At 72.9% G+C, this 24,577-nt stretch carries 19 protein-coding genes and 2 tRNA genes; 12 read left to right on the forward strand and 9 right to left on the reverse strand.

The window, feature by feature from the left end; genetic code table 11:
* Positions 1-50: 50 nt before the first annotated feature.
* From ACGFI1_RS41310 to ACGFI1_RS41320, 3 genes are all read left to right on the forward strand, one after another.
* Positions 51-3,827: an SseB family protein gene (locus ACGFI1_RS41310; RefSeq protein WP_392793112.1), complete on the forward strand. Its 3,777-nt coding sequence runs from the start codon at positions 51-53 to the stop codon at positions 3,825-3,827.
* Positions 3,824-4,192, forward strand: a complete 369-nt coding sequence (locus ACGFI1_RS41315) for a hypothetical protein (RefSeq protein WP_301174451.1) — start codon at positions 3,824-3,826, stop codon at positions 4,190-4,192. Before ACGFI1_RS41310 ends, ACGFI1_RS41315 begins: the two co-directional genes overlap by 4 nt.
* A 119-nt stretch (positions 4,193-4,311) precedes the next feature.
* Complete coding sequence (locus ACGFI1_RS41320) at positions 4,312-5,319, forward strand: hypothetical protein (protein ID WP_392793114.1); 1,008 nt, start codon at positions 4,312-4,314, stop codon at positions 5,317-5,319.
* A 366-nt stretch (positions 5,320-5,685) separates the two neighbouring features.
* Here ACGFI1_RS41320 and ACGFI1_RS41325 read toward each other — a convergent pair whose 3' ends face one another.
* The 3 genes from ACGFI1_RS41325 to ACGFI1_RS41335 all read right to left on the reverse strand — a co-directional run bounded on the left by ACGFI1_RS41325 (position 5,686) and on the right by ACGFI1_RS41335 (position 7,180).
* Positions 5,686-5,988: a hypothetical protein gene (locus ACGFI1_RS41325; RefSeq protein WP_392793115.1), complete on the reverse strand. Its 303-nt coding sequence runs from the start codon at positions 5,986-5,988 to the stop codon at positions 5,686-5,688.
* Between the two features lie 11 nt (positions 5,989-5,999).
* Positions 6,000-6,203 carry a hypothetical protein gene (locus ACGFI1_RS41330; RefSeq protein WP_392793116.1) on the reverse strand — a complete coding sequence of 68 codons (204 nt, stop codon included), beginning with the start codon at positions 6,201-6,203 and terminating at the stop codon, positions 6,000-6,002.
* A 161-nt stretch (positions 6,204-6,364) separates the two neighbouring features.
* A complete protein-coding gene (locus tag ACGFI1_RS41335) occupies positions 6,365-7,180 on the reverse strand; it encodes a TrmH family RNA methyltransferase (protein ID WP_392793117.1) in 816 nt (271 codons plus the stop codon).
* Between the two features lie 232 nt (positions 7,181-7,412).
* Between ACGFI1_RS41335 and ACGFI1_RS41340 the strand changes: the two genes are divergently transcribed.
* From ACGFI1_RS41340 to ACGFI1_RS41350, 3 genes are all read left to right on the forward strand, one after another.
* A complete protein-coding gene (locus ACGFI1_RS41340; protein WP_386874140.1) occupies positions 7,413-9,764 on the forward strand; it encodes a substrate-binding domain-containing protein in 2,352 nt (783 codons plus the stop codon).
* A gap of 275 nt (positions 9,765-10,039) precedes the next feature.
* Positions 10,040-11,563, forward strand: coding sequence for an RNA polymerase sigma factor (locus tag ACGFI1_RS41345; protein WP_392793118.1), 1,524 nt, complete (start codon positions 10,040-10,042; stop codon positions 11,561-11,563).
* A gap of 230 nt (positions 11,564-11,793) precedes the next feature.
* Positions 11,794-13,272: an RNA polymerase sigma factor gene (locus tag ACGFI1_RS41350; RefSeq protein ID WP_138637886.1), complete on the forward strand. Its 1,479-nt coding sequence runs from the start codon at positions 11,794-11,796 to the stop codon at positions 13,270-13,272.
* Positions 13,273-13,350: 78 nt separating this feature from the next.
* Here ACGFI1_RS41350 and ACGFI1_RS41355 read toward each other — a convergent pair whose 3' ends face one another.
* Positions 13,351-14,439, reverse strand: a complete 1,089-nt coding sequence (locus ACGFI1_RS41355) for a phosphotransferase family protein (protein WP_392793120.1) — start codon at positions 14,437-14,439, stop codon at positions 13,351-13,353.
* Positions 14,440-14,886: 447 nt separating this feature from the next.
* Here ACGFI1_RS41355 and ACGFI1_RS41360 point away from each other — a divergent pair, with 447 nt between their 5' ends.
* Positions 14,887-15,570 (forward strand): hypothetical protein, encoded by a 684-nt coding sequence (locus ACGFI1_RS41360; protein ID WP_364544991.1) that lies wholly within the window; start codon positions 14,887-14,889, stop codon positions 15,568-15,570.
* Between the two features lie 15 nt (positions 15,571-15,585).
* Here ACGFI1_RS41360 and pdxR read toward each other — a convergent pair whose 3' ends face one another.
* A complete protein-coding gene (gene pdxR, locus ACGFI1_RS41365) occupies positions 15,586-16,905 on the reverse strand; it encodes a MocR-like pyridoxine biosynthesis transcription factor PdxR (RefSeq protein ID WP_392793121.1) in 1,320 nt (439 codons plus the stop codon).
* A gap of 117 nt (positions 16,906-17,022) precedes the next feature.
* Between pdxR and ACGFI1_RS41370 the strand changes: the two genes are divergently transcribed.
* From ACGFI1_RS41370 to ACGFI1_RS41380, 3 genes are all read left to right on the forward strand, one after another.
* Positions 17,023-17,673 carry a pyridoxamine 5'-phosphate oxidase family protein gene (locus ACGFI1_RS41370; RefSeq protein ID WP_392733268.1) on the forward strand — a complete coding sequence of 217 codons (651 nt, stop codon included), beginning with the start codon at positions 17,023-17,025 and terminating at the stop codon, positions 17,671-17,673.
* Positions 17,674-17,725: 52 nt separating this feature from the next.
* A complete protein-coding gene (orn, locus tag ACGFI1_RS41375) occupies positions 17,726-18,322 on the forward strand; it encodes an oligoribonuclease (protein WP_392793123.1) in 597 nt (198 codons plus the stop codon).
* 54 nt (positions 18,323-18,376) lie between these two features.
* Positions 18,377-18,452, forward strand: a tRNA-His gene (locus ACGFI1_RS41380).
* Between the two features lie 64 nt (positions 18,453-18,516).
* Here the strand turns inward: ACGFI1_RS41380 and ACGFI1_RS41385 are convergent.
* Positions 18,517-19,383, reverse strand: a complete 867-nt coding sequence (locus ACGFI1_RS41385) for a hypothetical protein (RefSeq protein ID WP_392793124.1) — start codon at positions 19,381-19,383, stop codon at positions 18,517-18,519.
* On the reverse strand, positions 19,380-19,724 hold the full coding sequence (locus ACGFI1_RS41390) for a PadR family transcriptional regulator (protein ID WP_392793126.1): 345 nt from the start codon (positions 19,722-19,724) through the stop codon (positions 19,380-19,382). Before ACGFI1_RS41390 ends, ACGFI1_RS41385 begins: the two co-directional genes overlap by 4 nt.
* Before the next feature lie 129 nt (positions 19,725-19,853).
* Here ACGFI1_RS41390 and ACGFI1_RS41395 point away from each other — a divergent pair, with 129 nt between their 5' ends.
* Together ACGFI1_RS41395 and ACGFI1_RS41400 are read left to right on the forward strand one after the other, a co-directional pair.
* Entirely contained in the window at positions 19,854-20,420 is a 567-nt protein-coding gene (locus ACGFI1_RS41395; RefSeq protein ID WP_138637878.1) for a response regulator transcription factor, read from the forward strand.
* Positions 20,421-20,502: 82 nt separating this feature from the next.
* Positions 20,503-20,575, forward strand: a tRNA-Lys gene (locus ACGFI1_RS41400).
* A 74-nt stretch (positions 20,576-20,649) separates the two neighbouring features.
* Here the strand turns inward: ACGFI1_RS41400 and ACGFI1_RS41405 are convergent.
* Both ACGFI1_RS41405 and ACGFI1_RS41410 read right to left on the reverse strand, forming a co-directional pair.
* Positions 20,650-21,366: a sigma-70 family RNA polymerase sigma factor gene (locus ACGFI1_RS41405; RefSeq protein WP_392793127.1), complete on the reverse strand. Its 717-nt coding sequence runs from the start codon at positions 21,364-21,366 to the stop codon at positions 20,650-20,652.
* Between the two features lie 148 nt (positions 21,367-21,514).
* Entirely contained in the window at positions 21,515-24,316 is a 2,802-nt protein-coding gene (locus ACGFI1_RS41410; protein WP_392793128.1) for a helix-turn-helix transcriptional regulator, read from the reverse strand.
* Between the last annotated feature and the right edge of the window lie 261 nt (positions 24,317-24,577).

Raw genomic sequence — 24,577 nt, forward strand, 5'->3', positions numbered from 1 at the left:
CCCATGTAGCGTAGGCAGTCGCGCGGGGACGAGCACGGAGGAAACAGGGGGTGGCGACCGTGGCCGACGCGTGGCGACCCACGTCGGAGCTTGAACACCGGCTTCAGGAGACCGTCCGGGCCGGGGACCAGGAGGGCTACTTCCGCCTCCTCGCGGACAGCGAACTCGTCGTCCCCGTCCCGCCGGAACTGGTGGACGGCGTCCTCGCCAACGAGACGCAGCCGTCGTGGCCGACCCAGGAGGAGGACGGCCGCGTCCACGTGCTGGTCTATACGTCGGCGTCGGCGATGCGCGCCTGCCTCGGGCCGTCCTACCGGCACTTCATGACCGTCCGGTTCGGCGACATCGCCGAGACCTGGCCGGACGCCCGCTGGTGGCTCGCCATCGACGCGCCCGCGCACGGCGTCGGCGCCGTGCTGCCGATCGAGGCGCGGATGCCGGCCTGGTTCGTGCGCCAGGTCGCCGAGGGCGACGGGCGGCCGCCGCGGGTCGGCCGCGCGCCCGCCGCCTGGGAGGAGCTCCGCGACCAGCACCGCGAGCTGCCCCGGCAGTCGCCCCGCCCCGAGTTCCAGCCCGCGAACGACGTCGAGCGCGAGCTGCTGCGGGCCGCCGCGAACAACGACCACGACCTGTTCCTGCAGACGCTCGCGGCCACCGACGTGCTGCTGCCCGTCCCGCCCGACCTCGACTTCGCGCTGCGCCCCGGCCGGCCCGGCTTCCCCTGGCAGACCCGCGAGGTGGACGGCTCCACGGTCGTGCCCGTCTTCACCTCGCCCGAGCGCCTCACGGAGGCGTCGCCGCCGGGCACCGAGTACATCACGCTGCCGTTCACCGTCGTCCTGCGCTACTGGCCGAACCACGACTGGCTCCTCGCCATCAACTCCGGCTCCCCCGCGGGCGGCACCGTCCTCGCCCAGCAGCTCCCCGGCCTCGCCACCTGGGCCGACCAGCGCGCCGCGCAGCGCATGACCGACCGCTTCGAGCCGCAGAACGACATCGAGCAGCGCCTGTTCGACACCGCCCGGCGCCGCGACACCGAGGGCTTCTACAAGATCCTGCTGGGCGCGCAGGTGCTGCTGCCCGCCGACGCCGACACCCCGTGGGGCATCGTCCCCGGCGACCCCGAGTTCCCGTGGCGGCCGATCCCCGTCCACGGCCGGACGTCCATCCAGGTGTTCACGTCGCTGAAGTGGATGAACGACGCCATCGGCTCGTCCCGCTTCATCATGCCGAGCCTGCACGAGATGGTCGCCGCCTGGCCCGACACCGAGTGGACGCTCGTCCTCAACCCGGGCACGCCCATCGACGCGTCGATGCCGGGCGAGCAGCTCCGCACGCTGCGCCTCCCGGCGGCCCCGCCGTCGGCGTCCACGCCCCCGCCGCCGGAGACCCCGGCCGTCCCGGTGGCGCCCGCCGTCCCGCCGGACGCGTCCGCCGACCGCGGCCGCCACGCCGGCCCGCCGCACGAAGACGCACCCGCACCCGCCCCCGAACCGGCTCGCGGCACCGACGCCGGCCACCACGCGGGCTCCCGACACGAAGCCGTTCCCACCGCTCAGGCGGCCCCGCCCGCCGCCCCCGAGCAGGCAGGCGCACACGGCACGGACCTCCTGAGCCAACCCGGCCCCACCGCCCCGCCACCACCGGAAACTCCCCTGGGCGGCCCGACCGGCTCACCGCCGCCCCCTGCCACGACGCCCGGCGAAGGAACCGGCGGCCACTCGCTCCCGCAGCCAGAGGCCCCCTTGGGCGACCCGGCCGACGCACCCGCCCTCCCCAGCGCGGACAGCGCCGGACCCGCGCGCCCGCAGCCGGAGGCCCCCCTGCCCGGCCCGGCGGCCGCACCGGACCCCTCCGTCACGACGCCCGAAGAGCTCGCGCCCCCGCCGCCGCACGACCTCCCGAGCCGTCCAGCGGACACCCCCGGCACGCCCTTCACCAACACCGGCGGCCACACCATGCCGCCACCGGCAGCCCCCTTGACCGGCCCGACCGACGCACCCGCCCCACCCGTGACCAGCACCGGCGGCCACACCACCCCGCCACCGGCAGCCCCCTTGACCGGCCCGACCGACGCACCCCCCGCACCCGTCACCAACACCGGCGGCCACACCACCCCGCCACCGGCAGCCCCCGTGGCCGGTCCGACCGAAGCGCCTGCCACGGCCTTCGGCGGCGACACCGGCGGGCTCCCAGTCCCGCCGTCTGGCGCACCCGCGGGGACGACTCCGTCCGGTGAGGTGCCAGGGCGTCCGGCCGACGCACCCGGTCACGACGTTCCCGCCCCGCACGAGCAGCCGCCGACGGCACTCCCCAACAGCGGACTTCCGGGGCTTCCGGCGGACGCCCCCGGAACGGCCGTCCCGCCCGCGGGCGCTCCGGGCGGCTTCGGAGAGCCCGGCGAGCCCGGGGCTCACCGCGCGGACTTCGGCAGCGCTCCGGCGCAGGGCATCCCGCCGGGCGGACGGGACGCGGGCGCCGAATCCCCGTACGGCGACTTCGGCTCGTCCGACCTCCCGGCCCCCCGTCCCGTCGAGCCCGTACCACCGCCGGTCGAGCCCGTACCACCGCCGGTCGAGCCCGTACCACCGCCGGTCGAGCCCGTACCACCGCCGGTCGAGTCCGTGCCCGCGCCGGTCGAGTCCGTGTCCCCGGTCGAGCCCGTGCCGCCGGTCGAGCCCGTGCGCTCGGCCGAGCCACTGCCGCCGACCGAACCCGCACCGCCGGCCGTGGCCGGTGAAGGCGAGGCGGGTGCGCCGGGGCCGCGCGGTCTGCGGGCCGTCGCGGAGCCCGAGCCGGCGTTCGAGCCCGGGAACCGCATCGACCAGGAGCTCTACGAGGCCGCGTCGAGCGGCGACTCCGACGCGTTCCTGCGGGTGCTGCTGAACGCCAACGTGCTCGTCCCCATCCCGGACGAGGCGCCGCTCGAGGTGACGCCCATACAGCACGAGTTCCGGTGGGACGCGGCGCTGCGCGACGAGTCGTCCGTGCGGGTGTTCACGTCGCTGGTGCGGCTGCGCGAGGTGCTGCCCGAGTCGCGTTTCGTGTACGCCGACTTCCGCGAGCTGATCGGCGCGTGGCCCCGCGAGGACTGGGCGATGCTCCTCAACCCGGGCACGCGCATCGGGGCGTCGCTGCAGGGCGACCAGGTGCGGGCGCTCAGCGAGTGGGCGGTGCGGGTCGGGCTCGTCCCGGCGCGGCCCGAGGTTCCGCTTCTGCCGCCGCCGCGTCCGGAGCCCGAACCGGAACCGGAGCCGCAGCCGGAGCCGGTGCGGCTGCCGTCCGACCTGGACGACCGCGTCTCGTCCCCCACCATCATGCAGAAGGTCGTCCCGCACGGGCTCGTCTCCTGGTACCTGGAGCAGGGCTACGACCGGGTCGGCGGGTTCGTGCACTCCACCGGCGACGTCGCCGAACTGCAGACGCCCGGCCAGTTGTACGAGACGCTCGGGCTGCTGTACGACGGCTCCCCGTTCTCAGTCACCGACGACGGCGTGTACGTCATCCGGTGGCCCGCCTACTGCCCCGACCTCTACCGCGTCCCCTTCGGCGGACGCGACGAGGCGGAACTGGCCGCGTGGGGCGAGTCCGGCTGGGTCATCGAGCGGCCGCCGTTCCTCGGCGGCGGTTTCGCCCCGGGAAGCGCCGGCTCCATCCGCGAGTACAAGGTGGACAGCGCCCGGCTCCCGTACGGGGCGGAGATGTACTACCTCGGCCGCGACCGGACCGAGCGGTTCGTGGCGATGTACGACCCCGACCGGCTCGCCTGGCTGCGGCCGGAGGCGAGCCACGAGGGCGGCGACGGACGGACGGAGGCCGCGCAGTGATCCGGGACGGGTACGTCGCGCGCTGGCTCGGCCGCGACTTCGAGGCCGCGCCGGGCGCCGACGGGGAGGTCCGGCTGTACGCGCCGGGCCCGACCGACGGCTTCGAGGAACTGCGGCCCGGCCGGTACCGCCGAATCGTCCCCGCGTCCGAGATCGAGGACCTCCGGTACGTCCGGACGACCTGCCGCTGGCGCGGCGAACGGTTCGTCATCGTCGGCGAGCATGAAAGCTGGCTGCGCGTCGAGTACACGGGAGGACGCGCCCCCGTCGCCGAGAACATGGGTCTCGACCGCATCGACCAGGGCGTCTGGCAGGCGTGGGCTCCCGCCACCGACGTCGAGGACGTCCGGGAAGAGATGATCTAACCCCCGTCGGGGTTGATTTGGCCCGCGGATGCGTGTTCGCTTGACTGTCGAGGCGACCCCTCGGGCTGTGCATATCGGACACGGGCGCCCAACGGCGACGCGACGGAGGTGCTGCGGCAGTGATCTGCCGATCGGCGATCAAACCGGTGTTCATCGGTCTCGGTACGGCGGCCGTCCTCGCCGCCGGCGGCGCATCCGCCATCGCCGCCGAAGCCGCGTCTCCCAAGCTGACCATCACCGTTGATGCCCAGAAGCAGTTGGAGCCGGGGAAGCCGATCTCCGTCACCGCAACGGTCGCCACCACCGCGGAAGTCGCTTCGGCGGTCCGCATCAGCGAGGTCAAGCTCGCCTCCAGCCCCTCAGGGGTGGAGGCGAAGGTCATCAAGGGATGCGACCTCGATAAGACACTGTGCGACTTCGGCGAAGTGAATACCACGAAGGAGACGGCCACCTCCGTCGTTGAGGTCGGTGACGAGATCGACGCCCCGGTCACCGTGACCGTCACGATGACGGTCGTGGGCAACTTCGGAGAGGAGCAGTCGACGGCGACCAGCGAGCCGGTTGCTCTGACTTTCAACCCGATCAAGCCGGATCCGCCGACCGAGACGCCCACCGATCCTCCGTCCACGTCAAAACCGCCGACGACCTCCAAGCCGACGAAGAAGCCGTCGCGGACGCCGTCCAAGCCGTCGCCCACCCCCACGAAGACGGCGGGAGCGAGCGGGAGCAGCGGGTCCGGCAGTGGCGGGTCGGGGTCCGGGAGCGGGTCGTCGAGCGGGACGGGCGGGTACGTGCCGCCGTCGCCGAACTCGTCGTTCAGCCCGAGGAATCCGCAGGTGGCGCTGCCGCCGATCCAGGCGCCCAGCCCTTCGGTGGCACCGAGCCCGGTGCCCGGGGCGGGGACGCCGCAGAGCCGGTTGCAGGGCAACAAGGCGCCCGTCGCGCAGGACATCACGTTCGAGCGGATGGCGAGCACGCAGATCGCCTGGCTGGCCGCCCTGATGGTCGCGTTCTCGCTGCTGCTGACGCAGTTGCGGCTCGGACGGCGCCGAGTGCCCGCCGGGGCCGCCGCCAAGCGCGCGAAGGGAACGCACCGGCGCCCGCGCCGCGGCATGTTCGGCAAGTGACCAGCGAGGATTCCCCCGTCACCGCCACCACAAGGCCCGCGCGGGGCGGCTAGCCGCCGGTCTCCTCGACCATCCTTGGCCTCCGATGCCGCACGCCTTAATACGTCTGGCCGTCCATTCGGCGCTGCCGTCAACAACGGCGACAGAATGACCGGACTACGAGAACGGGTGGCTACGTCTCGATGGGGGCGGACATCGCCGACCTCGGCACGTCCATCCCCGTGCCGAGGTGACCGGTGACGCCCCATCCCCGCGCTCTTGGAATGGCTGATCCCCCCGCCGGCCGCGTCCCGACCGCCGAAGAGATCGGCCAGAGGTTGAACATCCGGACCGGCCCCTGAGACGCGAGACCGGCGCCTCCCCGGCTCAGTCCGACTGGGACTGGATCGCCTTCGCGATCAGGCGGAGGAGCCGCAACAGGGATGCGTACACGGCGACGAAGACCGCATAGGCGAGCGGGAGCACCGGCAACTGCGTGAGGAGCGAGTGCCGAGGCGTCCCCCGCTCCACGGCGATGTAGCTGGCCTCGCTCTTGCTGCGCTGGGCGGCCTTGCGGATCTCGAAGACGGTCCTGCCGTGCGGAGGTGTGAACGCCTTGAGCGTCTCGAGCTTGTAGATGCCCGTGTCGATCGGCCTGCCGTCCGCGCCCTCCAGTTCGCACCGGTACATGACCCATCCGGTCAGCGGATCCCTGGTGCAGGTGCGGATGTCGGCGGTCCCGTGGCCAGGGCCTCCCCACCATTGTCCAGCAGCGCCAGCGCACCGAAAGCGACCTCCAGCGCCAGCAGGATGCCCGGCACCGCGCAGATCACCTTCACAATTCTCGGCGACCGCTCCAAGTAACGCGCAAATCGGCGGCGACCTTTCTCGTCCCAGAGCACCATGACGCCGCCGGCCTCCTCGCTTCGGAAGGTGGCGACGGCCGGCGCCCGGCTACTGGCACGGCCGTCGGCGAGAGGGAAGGAGCGAGTGTACTCGGGCCGCTGGAAGACAAAAAGCGCCGATGATTCACCGGTTCACAGAATGGCCTGATGCGCCATTCGAGTCATGATCTGGTCAGGGCGTAGCAGGCTATTGCGGCGGCGGCCACGACGTTGAGGGAGTCGACGCCGCGTTGCCGGGCGGTCTCGTTCATGGGGATGCGGACGCGGTGGTCGGCCTGGTGGAGCCAGCGGGACGACAGGCCGTCGCCTTCGGAGCCGAGGAGGAGTGCCCGGCGGTCGGCCGGTTTCAGGTCGTCGATGGGTTCGGCGTCGGGGGCGGGCGTGAGGGCCAGGAGTTGGAAGCCCGCGTCGCGGATCAGCGACAGGTCGTTGTGCCAGTCGGTCATGCGGGCGTACGGAAGGGCGAACACGGCGCCCATCGAGACCTTCACGGAGCGCCGGTAGAGGGGGTCGGCGCAGCGCGGGGCGAGGACGGCGGCGTCCACGCCCAGGGCCGCCGCGCAGCGGAAGATCGCCCCGATGTTGGTGTGGTCGACGATGTCCTCGCAGATGATGACGCGGCGGGCGGCGGCGAGGACGTCCGCGACCGGGGGCAGCGGGAGGCGTTCGAGGGAGGCCAGGGCGCCGCGGTGCACCGGGAAACCGGTGACCGACTCCATGGCGGCGTCGTCCACGACGTAGACGGGGGCGTCCATGCCGGACAGGACGTCCGCGAGCGGGTCGGCCCAGCGGCGCGCCATCAGCAGGGAGCGGACGGGGTGGCCGGCGGCGATCGCGCGGCGGATCACCTTCTCGCCCTCGGCGATGAACAGGCCGTGCTCGGCCTCCAGGCTCTTGCGCAGGTTCACGTCGCGGAGCCGGACGTAGTCGGCGAGGCGCGGATCGGCGGGATCCGGGACGGGGATGAGGTCGGCCATGCCCCCAAGTCTGCCGTCCCGGACGGCCGGATCCGGTCGCCGCGGACGGCCGTCCGCGCCTGTTCGTACCGCCGTCGTCGCGGTCCGTGATGCTCGGGTGCGATGCCAGGTTCGTCGGGACATACGGTGATGACCTGCGTCATTATCAGTTTTGAGTTCTTTGTAACCTCTCGTTCGTACTACTACAGTGCCGGGGAACATCGGCGGGTTTCTGGTGAATCGAGGGCAGGCCATGAGCGGACGTCATCGCAATGACTTCCCTGACGGGGCGGACGGCGGCTACGACCCGTCCAGGCCAGTCTTCGGCCCGGCCAACGACGGGTCGTCCGATTGGTTCGGCGCGCGGGACGGCCAGGGCGCACCGCTCTCCCAGCCCCAGGCCGGGCCGCAGGGCGCGCCGCCCGGCGCGTCGGGCGAGACGCCCGAGTGGTTCACGCCCCGGCAGTCGTCGGAGGAGCCGGTCTACGGGGCCGGCGGGTTCGGCGGCGCGTCCGACGCGGGCGGCTATGGCCTTGGACGCTCCAGCGGCTACCCGCAGGGCGAGGCGTCCGGCGGCTACCCGCGCCGCGAGCCTTCCGGTGGGTACCCGCAGGGTGAGCCGCGGTCGGCGTCCCCGCAGGGGCCGCCGCGCGAGTCCTCACCGCTGGCGGGGACCGGGTACAGCGAGTACGACTCGATCCGCAGTTCGGACGGCGGCCAGTCGGGGTTCTTCGGCGGCGGGTCCGGCTCGTCGAGCGGGTCGGGCGGTTACGGCGGCGGATCCGGGGGCTCTGGAGGCTCCGGCGGGTCCGGTGGTTACGGCGGCGGGTCGGGCGGCTACGACAGCGGGTCCGGCGGCTACGAGTACGGGCGCCGCAAGCGCAAGCGCAGCGCGACCGCGCTGATCGGGCCGATGGCCGGGGCCGTGGGCCTCGCGCTGCTGCTCGGCGTCGGCGTCTACGCGTTCGCCGAGAGCGGCGGCGGCTGCTCCGGCGACGACGCGATGAACCTGTCGGTCGCGGCGGCGCCGGACATCGCGCCCGTCGTGGAGAAGGCCGCCGGACGCTTCAACGACAGCAAGCACAAGGTCGACGGCACGTGCGTCAAGGCGACGGTGAAGAAGGTCGAGCCGTCGGCGGTGACGCCGCTGCTGTCGGGCCAGGCCGTGTCGAACGACCGGCCGGACGTGTGGATCCCCGACTCGTCCCTGTGGGTCTCGCTGGCCCAGTCGAACGCCGAGGGCGGCGACGAGGGCGGCGTGGTATCCACCAAGACCTCGCTGGCCAAGAGCCCGATCGTGGTCGGGCTGCCGCAGTCGCTCGCCCTGCAGCTGAAGAAGGAGGGCATCACCGCCAGCCCGTCCTGGGACAACCTGCTGAAGGCCGCGGGCGGCGTCGCCGGCGGCGCGGTGACCAAGAACCAGATGATCCCGGCCGGCGCGGTGCGGCTGGTCGTCCCGGACCCGATGAAGAACGCGGCGGGCATGGGCTCGCTCATGGTCACCAGCATGCTGCTGGCCAACGACCCGAACCGCGACTCGATCTTCACCGGCATCGTCCGGACGGTCCGGGAGAGCACCGTCCCCTCGGTGGAGTCGGAGTTCGCGGCGTTCCGCAAGGACAAGGGCGGCAAGAAGCCGATCTCGCTGTCGTCCGAGCAGGCCCTGTACCAGTACAACCGGACGAAGCCGGCGGAGCCCGCGGTGGCGCTGTACCCGATCGAGGGCACGCTGTCGATGGACTACCCGTTCACCGTCACCAGCAAGGACGCCGCCAAGCAGAAGGGCGCCCGGCTGCTGGAGCAGGCGATGAGCACCGAGGCGACCCGCAAGGACGTCCACGACCTCGGCTTCCGCACCACCGACAGCAAGGCGCCGGCGGGCTTCACCGAGGCGGCCGGGGTCAGCCCGGCCAAGCCGCGGCAGCTGCCCACGCCGAAGAGCGCGGACGTCGCGAAGGTCATGCAGGCGTGGTCGAAGCTGTCTCTCGGGCTGCGCATGCTGACGCTGATCGACGTGTCCGGCTCGATGGCGGAGAAGGTCGGCCCCAACACCAACCGGCTGCAGGCCATCGCGCAGGTGTCGCAGGGCGGCCTCGCGATGATGTCGAACGACACCGAGCTCGGCCAGTGGCTGTTCTCCACCAACATGGGCGCCGGCGGCGTCCCGTACCGGATCACGGTGCCGATCGGCCCGCTCGGCGAGCGGATCGGGTCGAGCACCCGGCGCGGGCGCGTCCTCGCGGTGCTGAACCAGATGAAGCCGAAGCCGACCGGCGACACCGGCCTGTACCGGACGATGCTGGCCGCGTACAAGCAGATGAACGACACCTACAAGCCGGAGTTCGGCAACTCGATCCTGCTGCTGACGGACGGCAAGAACGACGACGACGGCGGCCCCACGCTGGCGGACACGCTCAAGCAGCTGAAGGCCATGCAGGACCCGAACAAGCCGATCCAGGTCAACATGATCGGGTTCGGCAAGGGCGTGGACCGCAACGAGCTGGAGCAGATCGCCGCGGTGACGCACGGCAACGTCCAGGTCGCGCAGACCCCGCAGGAGATCTCCAGGATCTTCCTGAAGATGCTGTCCCGGCGGATCCAGTGATCACGCTCCGTCGACCCTACCGACGCGTCAGGTAGTTCTTGATTTTTTCCGGTCCCCGGTGTCAACCGGGGGCCGGGCCCGATCGTCAAACAGTCGGAGGCCCGACGGGGAGCGGGGCCGTCGGGCCTCCAACTCGCCTTCCCCCCGGTCCGTGACGGGGAAGCGCCCGCCGGACCGAACCGGCGGCGGGAGAGCCCACCGCTCCCTCTTGGATCTTCCAGCCCGTCCCTCACGATGCGGACGAGGAATCCGAAAGCAGCCCGCAGGAGGACCTTGTGTCCGGTTGGCCCAGTTTTGATCGCGCGGACGACGAACGTCTGGCGCAGGCGCTGGCCGCAGGCGATCCCAGCGCGCTCATCCAGGTCATGGACCGCTACGCGGCCCGCCTGTACGACTACTGCCACGCGCTGCTGCGCGACCAGGAGCAGGCGGCCGGAGCCCTGCACGACGCGCTCATCGCCGCCTACGCGCACGTCTCCGTGCTGCGCGAGCCCGACCGGTTCCGCGCCTGGCTGTACGCGCTCGTCCGCAACGAGTGCATGCGGCGCCTGCGCGACCCGAACCGGCCCGCCGAGCGGCGCGGCGCGCCCGAGGTCGAGGAGGGCTTCCTGGACGAGGCGGAACTCGCCCGCCGGCAGGAGGCCCGGCGGCTCGTCCACAGCGCCCTGGCGACGCTGCGCGGGCGCGAGCGCGAGTCGATCGACCTCATGCTGCGGCACGGCCTCGACACCTTCGAGGTCGGCTGCGTCCTCGGCCTGGACGGGCAGGAGTCCACGGACCTGACCGGCGCGGCCCAGGCCCGGCTGGACGAGGCCCTCGCCGCCGTCCACCTCGCCCGCACCGGACGCAGCGGCTGCCCCGAACTCGCCGGGATCGCCGAGGACGGCGGCGTCGGCGGCATGCGGCCCCTGCCGCCGCCGGCGGTCCGCGCGCTGGTGCAGCACGTCGCGTCCTGCCCGGTGTGCGGATCCAGCCACGAGCGGACCGCCCCCGCGGCGCGGCTGCTCCAGGTGCTGCCCGTCGCGATGATGCCCACCGACCTGCGCGGGCACGTCATGGCCACGGCCACCGACGCCGCGCTGGCCGGCGACCTCAGCTACATCGCGCACCGCGCCGAGCCGCTCGACGAGTGGGGCTGGCCCCTCGTCGTCGACCGTCCGGCCCAGCGGGACGACGGCTCCGAACGGCGCGGCCCGCGCGCGCTCTGGCCCGCGCTGGCGGCCGCGGCGGCGGTCATCGTCATCGTGGCCGGGGCGTTCTACGTGATGTCCGGCCGCGGGGAGACGAGCGCGCAGGGGCCCGCAGGCGGGGCGTCGGAATCGGTGCTCGACCCGTCCTCACCGCCCGACTCCGAGGAACCGTCCGACTCGCCGACGCCCACGCAGAGCGAGACCCCGACGCCCACCCCCACGACGACGACGCCGACCCCGACGCCGTCCAAGACCCGCAAACCGGCCACCCAGTCCTCCACCCCGCGCCCCACCTTCTCCGCGCCCCAGACAGGCCGGCTCAATGTGGGTTCGTGCACGATCCGGACCGATGGCCCGGGCTCGGGCTCATGCGAGATCACGGTTCGCGCGGTCGGCGGGACGGTCACCTGGTCGGTCCTGCGCGCGACGGGCGGGATCAGCGCCAGCGGTGGAGGCACGCTTCGCGCCGGTCAGTCGGGCTCGATCCACGTCTCCGGGAACTGCACCCCTCCCGGCGGCCGGGGAACCGTCCTCCTCAGCACGGGCGACACCGGCTCGGTGACGCTGACCTGCCCACCGGGCCAAGAGCCTCCTCCGCCGGGAGACTGACCAGGCCGCCCGATCGCCTGGTGTGACTCAGTTCACATTTTGTGACGCGTGTGCCGTCCGACTAGGACAGATGGCCACGGCGTGTACCGGATTCGTCACTGAAATCCGCACATACGGGAGAAATCTCAGCAACTTGGTGGCAAGATCAGGCAACCAGAGTCGGCCGACGGACGTCGGGGCTCGCCGGGGGCACGTTCTACAACACCATCGAATTCGCTGGGAGGGTTCCCGTGGCCGGTGAGCCAGGGCCCGGGCGAAGCGACGAATCCAGGCTGGCGGACTCGCTGCGAGCCGGGGACGTCATCGCCCTGACCGAGGTTTACGACACCTATGCACCGTTCCTCTTCGACTACTGCCACGGTCTGCTGCGCGACCGGGTCGAGGCTGCCGGTGCGCTCCGCAACGTCGTCATCGCGGCCCGCGAGCACGTGGGACGGCTCACCGAGCCGGACCGGCTGCGCGGCTGGCTGTACGCGATCGCCCGCAAGGAGTGCATGCGGCGCCGCGACAGCCCGAACCGGCACATCGGGCAGGAGGCGCCGGAGGCCGAGGACGAGCTGACCCCCGAGCAGCTCGCCCGCCGCGAGGAGCGGCGGCTGCTCGCGCACAGCGCGCTCGCCGCGCTCAACGGGCGGCAGCGCGAGGCGATCGACCTGTCGGTCCGGCACGAGCTGGACGAGGTCGACCTGTGCGGCGTCTTCGGCATCCCGCTGGAGGAGACGCTCGCACTGGTCGAGAAGGCCCGCGAGGACCTCGCCGCGGCGCTGCACGCGGCCCTCGTCGCGCAGAACCACTGGAAGAGCTGCCCCAGCCTCGCGGCGCTGACCGAGTCGTGGCCGCTGACGCCGCAGACGGCCGGGTCGCTCGTCCGGCATGTCGGGAGCTGCCCGGTGTGCGGGGACCAGGAGACGCCGCCGCTGCCGCCGGACCGGCTGCTGTCCGTGCTGCCGATCGCGGCGATCCCCGCGGACCTGCGGCTGGACGTGCTGACCGCCGCGACCGCCGCGGACCGCGCCGACAACCGCCGCGCCATCGCCGCCTGGACCGAGCCGTTCGACGAGTACGGCTGGCCGCTCCCCTACCAGCCGGCGCCGCCGCGCGCCCGCGACCGGTCGCCGCGGCGGCGCGGTCCGGCGCTCGCCGCCGTCGCGGTCAGCGTCGGGCTGGTGGTGATGTGCGTCGGCGCCTGGTCGTGGCTGCACGACGGGGAGGGCTCGTCGAACGCGTCCGCGAACGGTCCGGCGGTGCCCGGCGACAGCTCCTCGCCGGGGGACTCCCAGGTGCCGGAGCCGACGCCGACCGAGCCGTCGCCGACGTCCGCCTCGCCGTCCCCGAGCGAGTCCAAGTCGCCGTCGAAGTCCCCGTCGCCGTCGAAGTCCCCGTCGGAGACGACGTCGACGAAGCCCCCGGCGCCGCCGACGACGCTGGCGCCGAAGCCGCCCAAGCCGGGCAGCCTGTCGGTGGAGGGATGCAGGATCCGCTCCGGCGCCGAGACCTGCACGGTGCGGGTCACCGCCGTCGGCGGGGCCGTGAACTGGAGCGTGACGGGGACGTCCGGCGACCTCAGCGCGGGCGGCGGCGGGCACCTGTCGGCGGGCGAGTCCGCGAGCGTGACCGTGCAGCGGACGGCCGTCATCTGCTGGGGCCGCAAGACCGGGTCGGTGTCGTTCTCGCCCGGTGGCGTGTCGGCGTCCGTCCAGTACTGCTGAGCCTTCTGCGACCGCCCTACCGGCGGTCTCCCTCCACGACAGTGCGCGCGGGGGGGAGACCGCCGGTAGGGGGGCCGTCTAGGAGGAGATGGAGCCGGTGTCCAGGGTGCGGTGGGCGCGCTCCAGCAGGATGGGGACGCCGCCGCCGATCTGGTCGAATCCCTCGCCGACCGTCGCGTTCTGCAGGAAGCGGGCGTGGATCCCCTCCAGGATGACCGCGAGCTTGAAGCAGGCGAACGCGACGTAGAAGTCGAGGTCGGCGAGGTCGAAGCCGGTCAGCGCGGCGTACCGGTCGGTGAACTCGCGGCGGGTGAAGAAGCCCGGCGCGGAGGTGATCGTCGCGCCGACGGGCAGTTCCTGGGCGTCGGCGGCCTCGGCCCAGTAGACGAGCGTCAGGCCGAGGTCGGACAGCGGGTCGCCGAGCGTCGACATCTCCCAGTCGACGACGGCCGCGATCTCGGGGCGCGGCTCCAACCGGGCGAGCGCGTTGTCGAGCCGGAAGTCGCCGTGCACGAGCCGGGCGGGGGCGTCCGCCGGCAGCCGCTCGGCGAGCCGCGCGACGAGCCGGTCGTACTCGGGCAGGTCGCGGACGGTGCCGGTGGCCCGGATCGCCTCCTGCGAGCTGTCCCACTGCTTGCCCCAGCGCTTGAGCTGGCGCTCCATGTAGCCGTTCGGGCGCCCGAAGTCGCCCAGCCCGACCTTCTCGACGTCGACGGTGTGGATCGCCGCGAGGGCCTCGGCGAGCGCCTCGGAGAGGCCGCGCGCCTGCTCGGGAGTGATCCCGGCGGCGTCCTCGCGGGTGCGCAGGACGCGGCCGTCGACGAAGTCCATCAGGTAGAAGCGCGCGCCGATGACGTCCTCGTCGTCGCAGAACGCCAGGGTCTTCGGCACCGGCACGGCCGTCCCGCTGCTGAGCGCGGACAGCACCCGGTACTCGCGGCCCATGTCGTGGGCCGTCGGGAGGACGTGGCCGAGCGGCGGCCTGCGCAGCACGACGCGGCGGCCGCCGTCCAGGGTGATCCCGTAGGTGAGGTTCGAACGCCCGCCCGCGATCAGGTCGATCGCGGTGATCCGCCCCGAGCCGGGCAGCGCGCGCGCCAGCCAGGCCGCGAGGCGGGGGACGTCGATGCCGGGGACCCCGGCCGGCAGTTCTGCGTCAACGGTCATGACGCCCTATTAGAACGCGGCTCGGTCCGGACTGGGAACCCCACCCCCGTACCCGGCACCGAGGACGCCTATACGCGCCGTAAGTTGTCGGCCACTTCCGGCCGACTTGCAGGGAGGCTTCACCTGACCTTCAGCATTGGTGCTGACCTGCGCGAACGATGAGCGCTTCGGGCACGGGCGTCCGCTTCCCCGAAACTCCCAGGAGAAAAACCAGCCTCAAGGTGGAATCTTTGGACACCTGGGGTACTCCTCAGCGACGACACCCGAGCACGCTGGGTCGCCACCCGGCACGGAGGTCGACAGCCGTCACACCGGCCCATGAGACGGCAGGCTGGACTTATGAGTCTCGCTTGGGCTAAAGAGAAGAGGACTAGACCATTCGGGACTAGACCGCCCGATTGGGGGGGACGCACCGTGGCAGACGCATGGCTGCCAGGAGCCGGCCGCATGCCGGCACGACACGACGGCGGAGCGTTGCGAGGGGGTGCTCCCCGGGTCGTATGGTGCGCCGGAGAGCACGATCCGCGCAGCGTCTCGGCGCGCTCGGTGGCCGCCGACCTCGTCAAGGAGGACCGGCCCCCGCACCTGGTGTGGCACCCCGGCACCGGCGAGATCGTCCAGCTCCTCCCGATCACCCGGGCGGCCCGGCTGCTCGGCGGCGGCGTCGGCCGCGAGGGCCGCGTCTGCGCGCAGATCATGGTGGTCGGCCAGGCCCGCACGCCGTTCACCGGCTCGCTGCTGACCGGGCTCGACGCGATCGTCCAGTGGCTGGACGCGTGGGGCGTCGCGCGCCGCTGGCCCGCCGGCCCGCCGCTGCCGTCCCCGCAGTCCTACCACTCGCTGCGCGCCCGCAAGGACTGGGCGCGCGGCGGGCACTACGGGGCGTCCCAGGTGCCGACGCTCGACCGGCCCGACCCCGGCGGCATCGACATCCGGCGCATCACCGGGCCGGACACGCCCGTCGCGCCCATCCCGAAGCCCCGCGCCCCGAGCGCGCCCGCCGGGACCCGGCTGCTGCCGCCGCGCCCGCGCACGCCCGACCCCGTCCGCACGGCCGCCCCGCAGAACGACTCGCCGCTGCGTCCCGCCTCGGAACCGGTCCCGGTCGGGCAGACCGCCATGTCCAACTGACCCCGGCCGCGCCCTCTACCCGGCGAGGGCGCGGACGATCTCGCAGCCCTTGCGCAGTTCGGTCGTGGTGGCGGCCGAGCCGTACCCGATCACCAGGCCGGACGCGCGGCTCGGACCCATGTGGTGGCGCTCCAGAGTCTCCACCAGGACGCCCCGCTCGTCGGCCGCCGCCGAGATGCGCCGCGCCTCGGGCTCCGGGACGTCCACCACCAGGTGCAGTCCGGCGGTGTCGCCGCGCAGCGGGAGGCCGTCCAGCGCCCGCACCACCACCTCCCGGCGCCGCGCGTACTCGGCGCGCATCCGCCGGACGTACCGGTCCAGATCGCCGCGTTCCAGCAGGATGCGCAGCGCGTCCTGCGGGACGACGGCCGTGCGGTCGTTCAGCCGCTCCCGGCGCAGCGCGATCTCCGCCACCAGGTCCGGGCGCCCCGCCAGCCAGCCGACGCCCATGTCCGTCGTGAGGATCTTCGCCGTGGTGCCGAGGTAGACCACCACGTCCGGGTCGAGGCCGTACAGGGCGGGCAGCGGCGCGACGTCGAACCGGAACTCGCCGTCGTAGTCGTCCTCGGCGATGAGCGTCCCGTTGCGCCGCGCCCACGCCAGCAGGCCCTGCCTGCGCGGGATGGGCAGGACGCCGCCCATCGGGTACTGGTGCGACGGCGTCGTGTAGACGATGCGGAGGTCGTCCGGCAGGCCCTCGACGATGAGGCCGTGCTCGTCGACCGGGCACGGCACCAGTTCCGCGCCACGCCCCTCCAGGACGACGCGCGCCTTCTTGTAGCCGGGCTCCTCCACCCCTACGCGGTCGCCTGGACGAAGCACGGTCGCGGCAAGCAGATCGAGCCCGTTCGTCGCTCCACGCGTCACCAGGAGCCCGTCCAGGGGGCACGCTACGCCGCGACTGCGCCTGATGTAGCCGGCGAGTGCCTCTCGCAGTCCCGGCAGGCCGTACGAGTCCTGGCGCTGCTGCGGCGGCATCCCCGCAGCCAGCCGCCATGCGCGGCGCCATGCGGGTGTGTCCAGCGCCCCGATCCACGCGGTGCCCGGCCGCAGGTCGATCTCGTGCGAGGCCGCCGACCTCCGCACCTGGCTCGTCACCGGCTTCTCCTGCTTCGGCACAGGTTCGGCGGCGACGCCCTCGGTCACATACGTCCCGGACCCGTGCCGCCCTTCAAGCCACCCCTCCGCATACAACTGCTCATACGCCTCGGTGACGACCGTCCGGCTGACGCCCAACAGGCTTCCCAGCGCTCTGCTGGACGGAAGCCGCTCCCCCGCGGCGAGCCGCCCCTCCGCCATCGCCTCCCGCAACTGGCCGACGAGCTGTGCGCTCATCGGCTCCTTGGCGTCCCGGTCAACGACGAGGGGCAGATCGATCGACAAAGTGGTCTCCGGCTATACGCATCAAGTGGCCATACCGACCAGGCCACTTTTCTTCTAGCGTAAACGGCCATGGATCCACTCTCCTCAACCGCCCGCACGCGCGTGGGCAGGCTTCCCGAACGCTCCAGGACCGACCGCTCCGCCCTCTACGACATCCTTGACGCCGGTCTGGTCTGCCACCTGGGCATCGTCGTGGACGGCACCCCGCGCGTCCTTCCCACCGGATACGGCCGCATTGACGACACCCTCTACATCCACGGCTCCACTGGAGCGAGCAGCCTCATGGCGGGCCCGTCCCAAGAGGTGTGCGTCACCGTGACCCACGTGGACGGCATCGTCCTGGCCCGGTCGGCGTTCCACCACTCCATCAACTACCGGAGCGCGGTCATCTACGGCACACCGCAAGCGGTGACCGACACCGACGCCAAGCTCGCTGCGCTCCAGGCCGTCACTGAACAACTCGCCCCCGGCCAGTGGGATCTAATCCGCCAACCCACCCGAAAGGAACTCGCCGCCACTTCCGTCCTGGCGATTTCCCTTTCGGAGGCTTCGGTCAAGGTCAGGCAGGGCCCGCCCGGCGACGACGAGCCCGACTACGCGCTCGACCTGTGGGCCGGCGTCCTTCCCGTCCGGCAGACGTTCGGGACCCCGTCCCCCGACCCGCTGCTGCGCCCCGGCATCCCCATTCCCGGACATATCGCCCAACGCGTGACGCGCTAACTCGATCGGGCTCGATGCCCCGCGCAGTCGTCCATGGCCGTAGGGTGAATCCATGAACGAGCGGCTGGTCTGGATCGACTGCGAGATGACAGGACTCGACCTGCGCAACGACGCGCTCATCGAGATAGCCGCACTGGTCACCGACAGCGAGCTCAACATCCTGGACGAGGGCGTCGACGTCGTCATCAAACCGCCCCCCGAGACGGTGACCAAGATGACCAAGGTCGTCCGGGACATGCACACCACGTCCGGCCTGCTGGAGGCCCTCCCCTCGGGCGTCACCCTCGCCGAGGCCGAGGACACCGTCCTCAACTACATCCGCGGCCACGTGAAGGACGCCAACAAGGCGCCCCTGTGCGGCAACTCCATCGCCACCGACCGGTCCTTCCTGGCCCGCGACATGCCCGCCCTGGACGGCCACCTCCACTACCGCATGGTGGACGTCTCGTCCATCAAAGAGCTGGCGCGCCGCTGGTACCCGCGCGTGTACTTCGCCAGCCCGGAGAAGAAGGGCGGCCACCGGGCGCTCGCCGACATCACGGAGAGCATCCAGGAGCTGCGCTACTACCGCGCCGCCGTCTTCGTCGCGCAGCCCGGCCCCGACTCCGACACCGCCCGCCGCATCGCCGGCATGGTGTCCTCCGGCTGACCCACCCTCCCGGAGCCGCTACACTACTTGGAGCCGGGAGCGATTCCGGCCATGGTGGGTGTAGCTCAGCTGGCAGAGCACTTGGTTGTGGTCCAAGATGTCGGGGGTTCAAGTCCCCTCACTCACCCCAGGCAAGAGAGAAGCCCTGGTCATCGAGAAGATGACCAGGGCTTCTCCGCGTCCGGCCCCCGGGATCAGCGGCGGCCGTGCCGGACACGGAGGGGCTCAGGGCGCCAGACCGTCGCGGCCATGGCCAGCGCCAGGCCGGTGACGGTCGCCCAGTAGCCGACGTCCTGCAGGTTCGACGGCGGGTTGGCCAACGGGGAGACCACGGCGGGCAGGACGTAGACCGCCGCCGCCAGCGCCCAGCGCGGGCTGCGCGCGATCGCGGTGGCCAGCACCCCGGCCAGCAGGAGGACGCCCTCTGTCCCCGCCCTGACCAGTTGCCAGGTCTCGCCGTACTCCCAGGTCCCGGGCAGGTAGGTGAGCGCCACCGCGGCCGCGGGCACCAGGAGCCACCACACCGGCCGCGCACGCAGCTCGCCCCGCCTGCCCGACCGCCCGGCCGCGAGGACCACGGCCCCGATCGCGAGCACGCCGTACGGTGCCAGCGAGACCCAGTTGTGGTACGCCGGACCGAGAAAGGCCCCGGTCGACTCGGCGCCCAGAAGCATCGCCCGGCCGGTCGAGAGTGCCACCGCCAGTGCGAACGGCAAGGCGACCAGCGCCCGGCCGCGCAGCAGCGCGCCGACCAGCACCGCCGAGGCGGCCAACCACCACGGGGACGCGTGGTCGGCGATGCCGTTCGCCAGATTCGCCAGCGCCAGCGCCAGCAGCCCGAGTTGGAGGCCGTCCGCCCACCACGGGACGGTGGTGGCCGCGCGGACCCGGGCGGCGAAGCCCGCCATGAGGAGCCCGGCCGTCTCCCGGGGCGAGGGGACCCCGCGCACGGTGCCGGTCAGCAGCGTGCCGACGATCTCGTCGCCGTACTGGGTTCGGTGTGCGCGCGGGAACGCCCGCAGGAACAGCCGGTACCAGTGCTCCGCGAACCTGCCGCTCACGCGCCGGCCTCCCCTGTCGCCAGGGTCGTGCGGCCCGTGACCACCCGCGCGGCCTGCTCCAAGCGCAGCGCCTCCCTGGTGACGGCCTGGCTCCCGTCCTCGGTCAGCCGGTAGTAGCGGCGCGGACGGCCCTGGACGGTCTCCTCGCGGTCCACGGCGATCAGCCCGTCGCCGGCCAGCCGGTCCAGTGCGCCGTAGAGGGTGCCGACGGCCAGCCGGACCCGCCCGTCCGACTGCTCCTGGGCCTTCTTGATGATCCCGTAGCCGTGCAGCGGCCCGTCCAGCAGCGCGGCCAGCACGAAGTACGCGGGCTCGCTCATCACCTTGGTTCGCTTGACCATACGGTGGACGATATATCACCTGCCGAAGTATTAGAAGGGAGTTACAGCAGGCCGCGGTCCATCGACTCTTGTAGAACGTCCCGTTATGCTCCGTCCCTATACATGTCAACGACACGCCAAGGGCAACGGATGAGTGTCGATGAGACGGCCCCCTTGCGCGTCCTCGTGGTGGACGCCGACCCGCGGGCCCGCACGGACGTGATCTCCCTTCTGGACGCCAGCGACGAACTCCAGGTCGTGGCCGACGCCCCCGATCCCCAGACCGCCCTCACCCTGGCGCGGCGCCTGCGCCCGGACATCGTCCTCCTGGACGCGGCCTCCGCCGCCCACGCGCACCCCCTCAGCGGCGCGTCCCGCGTGTTCCTGCTCTCCGACGACCCGGCCGCCATCGAGGCCGCCCTCCGCGCCGGCGCCTGCGGCCACCTCGCGCCCGGCTCCTTCACCGTCCACGACCTGATCCGCGGCGTCCGCGACGCCTCCCGCACCACCCTGGGCCTGTCCGCGCGCGAGTCCGAGGTCATGGACCTCATCGCCACCGGCCGCTCCAACGGGGAGATCGCCCGCCAGCTCTTCCTCAGCGAGAAGACGGTGAAGAACCACGTCAACCGCATCTACGCCAAGCTCGGCGTGAGCTCCCGCGCCACCGCCATCGCCCTCTGGCGGGGCATGGTCAGCGTCCTGCCCGCCCAGGACTAACCGATTCGCACTGCTCCGCAGCCCCTGGTACTGTTCTTCCTGTCGCAAGGGCCCCGGCCACGGCCAAGGCCCCACACGACGGGCGCCGTTAGCTCAATTGGCAGAGCAGCGGACTCTTAATCCGCGGGTTCGGGGTTCAAGTCCCTGACGGCGCACCCGTAACCTCTCAGGGCATTCGCGTAGTCGTCGCGAATGCCCTTTGCTTTTCCCCCGAATGGTTCGCCTGGAGTCAGGCGGCGGTTTGGGCTGGGCGGGCGGAGCGGGGGGTCGCTGACAGGCGGCGGTGGACGTGGCCTTCGGGCGCGAGCAACCGGGCCAGGGCTTCCAGGTCGCCGGTGGCCACCGCGGCCTGGAAGGCGGCGACGAGGCGGCGGTGCGATTCCGCGGGGACGGGGCGCTCGCGGTCGCCTTCGAGGCGCGCCTGGCCGCGGCGGACGAGCTGGCGCGCGTTCGAGACGCTCGTGCGCAGCAGTTCCGCCAGGTCGGCGTAGGCGTAGTCGAAGCCCTTCCGCAGGACGTAGGCGGCCAGCTCGTCCGGGGTCAGCCTCGCCATGAGCAGCGCCAGCGCCTCCCCGATGGCCATGGTCTGCTCGACGCGCTGGACCGGGTCCTGGGCGCGGTCGGCGAGGTTGACCAGTTGGAACTCCGTGGGGGTCTCGTGGCGGTGGCGCGCGGACTGGACGACGTTGATCGCCAGCCGGTTCACCGCCGTGGTCAGGAACGCGGCCGGGTTCTCGATCCTCGTGCGGGGGGTGGACTGCCAGCGCAGCCACAGCTCCTGGAGCACGTCCTCCGCGCCCGGGACGTCGCCGAGGACCCGGTAGGCGATGCGGAACAGGCGGGTCCGGTGGGCCATGAAGGTGTCGAGGGCGACGTCCAGATCGTCCTCGGCCGGCGGGGCGGCCGAGGGTTCGGCCGGCGTCGTCTCCAGGCTGAGCACGGACATCGGGGGCTCCTCTTCGTGGGCATCTGAACGATGGCTCCACTCTGGTTCCGCGGTGCCCTTCACCGCGCCCTCGAAGTCCGTGGTCGAGTCCGTGGGGCACCCCGGGGGCGCCCCCCCGGGTGCCGCCCCGGGGCCTACGCAGGCTGCATCAGGCGGGTGCGGCCGTGCCCCCCGTGTCCGTGGCCGGGGTGATCCCGAGCACGTTCGGCAGCTCGCGGCGGGAGCTGATGCCGAGCTTGGAGAACACCTTCCGCAGGTGCCACTCCACGGTGTGCGGGCTGATGAACAGCTCCGCGCCGATCTTGGGGTTGGTCATGCCGCCGGCGGCGAGGGTCGCGATCTGCGACTCCTGCGGGGTCAGGGCGCTCGCCGGGTCGGCCTCCCGCACCCGGACGTGCTCGCCGCTGACGAGCAGCTCGCGGCGGGCCCGCTCGGCGAACGCGTGCGCCCGCATCCCGTCGAACATGTCGTAGGCCGTGCGGAGGTGCTCGCGGGCCTGCGAGCGGCGGCGGCTGCGGCGCAGCCACTCGCCGTAGAGGAGGTGGGTGCGCGCCACCTCCACCGCGACACGGTCGCGGGCGAGCTCCTCGATCGCGGTCCGGTACAGGCGGTCGGCCTCGTCGCCGTCGGTGAGCAGGGCCCGGCTGCGGGCGCTGACGCCGCGGGCCCAGCCGGAGTCGGCGGCGCCGGTGAGTTCGACGAGCCGGTCGAGGGACGCGCGGGCCTGGTCCAGCTCGCCGCACCGTGTCGCGGCCTCGACGTGCTCGACCAGGGACAGGCCGGTGAAGTTGAACCCGTCGTGGTCGATGCCCGAGCGGGCGGCGGCCAGCGCCTCGTCGTAGCGCGCGAGGCCGTTGAACAGCACGCCCTGGACGTAGCCGCTGACGCCGAGGAGGGACACCTCGCCGCGCGCGGCGCTGGCCCTGGCGTCCTCGATGTAGCCGATCGCGCTGTCCTCGTCGCCGCGCCACGCGGCGAGGACGAGCGCCGCGTACTGGTGCGGGGCGTGGCCGGTCGCGGCGGCGATCGCGTCGGCCTCGTCGATCATCCGGGCCGCCTCGGCGAAGTCGCCGTAGTGGATGTGCACCCCGCCGGCGTAGATCAGCGCCGGCGGCAGCACGCCGAGCGCGCCGATGTCGCGGGCCAGGCGCACCGCGCGGGTCGCCAGCAGGTCCCAGGCGGGCAGGTCCCAGGCGTAGTGGATGAACGACTCCAGCGCGACCGGGGCCAGCAGCAGCCACCGCATCGTCGCCTCCCGGGTGGGGAGCTCCTCGTGGACGAGCGGCTCCAGCGCGCGGCGCAGCACCGGCCCGCTGGTCTCGGGGCCGTCGGCGAGGAGCGCGGCGACCCCGTCCAGGAGGAGGTCGGCGGCCCTGGAGCCGGACGGGGGCGCGCCGGACTCGCGGGCCGCGGTCGCGGCGGCGCGGGCGCCCGTCGGGCCGTGCACCCGGCCCGCGAAGATGGTGGCGCTGATCGCCTCCAGGTAGGTCTCGCGCGCCAGCGGCGACTCGGCGGCGGCGAACCGCGCGGCGGCGTCGAGGAGCAGCGGCGCCGCCTCGTCGGTGCGGTCGCGGGCGAACAGGATCGTGGCGCGCAGCCGTGCGAGGCGGGCGCGGTCCAGGGGGCTGAGGGGGCACAGCTCGGCCAGCGTCGCCAGCTCCGTGGCGCGGTCGGGCGAGGCGGCGGAGAAGTGCGCCTCGGCGGCGGCGAGGGCGCGGCGGCCCCGCGCCCAGCGGTCCGGCGTCACCTCGGCGGCGCGTTCCAGCAGCACGGCCTCGGCTGCCATGCCGCCGCGCTGCCGCGCCCGGCCGGCGGCCCGCTCCAGCTCGGCGGCGACCTCCTCGTCCGGCTCCTCGGCGGCCTGCGCGGCATGCCAGGCGCGCCGGTCGGGGTCGAGGACGGGGTCGGTGGCCGCCGCCAGTGCCCGGTGCACCGCCCGGCGCTCGCCGGGGTCGGCCTGGTCGTAGACGGCGGAGCGGACCAGCGGGTGCCGGAACCGGACGGACTCGCCGAACTCGATCAGCCCGGCCGCCTTGGCGGGCGCGGCGTCCGGCGTGATCTCCAGGGCGGCGGCCGCGCGGGCCAGCACGCGCGCGTCGCCGACCGGTTCGGCGGCGGCGATCAGCAGCAGCGTCCGGGTCGGCGCCGGCAGCCCGGCGAGCCGGCGCGCGAAGTCGTGTTCGACCTGGCTCGACACCGGCCCCTGGACGCGCGGCCGGTTCGCGTCGAGGCCGTAGGCCAGCTCGGCGGCGCTGCGGCCGCGGGAGAACTCCAGGAGGGCGAGCGGGTTGCCGTGCGTCTCGGCGACGAACCGCTCCCGGACGCGCTTCTCCAGCCGTCCGCCGACGGCGTTCTCGAGGAGCTCCCCGGCCGCGGCGGCGTCGAGGCCGGTGATCCCCATCGCGGGCAGCCCGGCGAGTGCGGCCTGCCCCTCGGGGTCGCGCACGGCGAACACCATCGCGACCGCCTCGGCGAGCAGCCGCCGGGCCACGAACTCCAGCGTCTGCAGGGACACCTGGTCCAGCCACTGGGCGTCGTCGACCACGACCAGCACCGGCCGGGTCTCGGACGCGCGGGTGAGCAGCGACAGGACGGCGAGGCCGACCAGGAAGCGGTCGGGCGGATCTCCGGCGGCCATGCCGAACGCCACGTGCAGGGCGTCGCGCTGCGGCTCCGGCAGTTCCTCGATCTCCGCCAGGAACGGCGCGCACAGCTGGTGGAGGCTCGCGTAGGGCAGCTCCATGTCGGCCTCGATGCCCCGCGACCGGGTCACCGTGACCCCGGACGCCTGGGCGTCCGCGTACTCCAGCAGGACCGACTTCCCGATGCCCGCCTCGCCGCGGACCACCCAGACCCGGGCCGCGCCTTCGCGCAGGCCCGCGAGCAGCTCGTCGAGCGCCGCGCACTCGCGTTCCCGGCCGACCAGGACAGGAGGCGGGCTCGCGGTCATGGAAGCGGCTCCCTAAAGGACTCCCGGAAGAAGGCCCGGGACGCTCGTCAGTAAGAACATTGAAACGATACATGAATCCACTCCCCCCTTGTCACCCTTCATCAAAAGGGGGTGAATTCATTCATCTAATGCAAGCGCGCGGCCGCGGCGCCGATGCCCGCACGGCCATGCCGCCATGGCGACGCGACGTGACGGCCGAGTGACCGACGAGTGACCGACGAGCAGATCGCACGCACTGCCCGACCAGCGGACAGAGCAGGT

The sequence above is a fragment of the Actinomadura geliboluensis genome, assembly GCF_043197915.1.
GTDB lineage: Bacteria > Actinomycetota > Actinomycetes > Streptosporangiales > Streptosporangiaceae > Spirillospora > Spirillospora geliboluensis.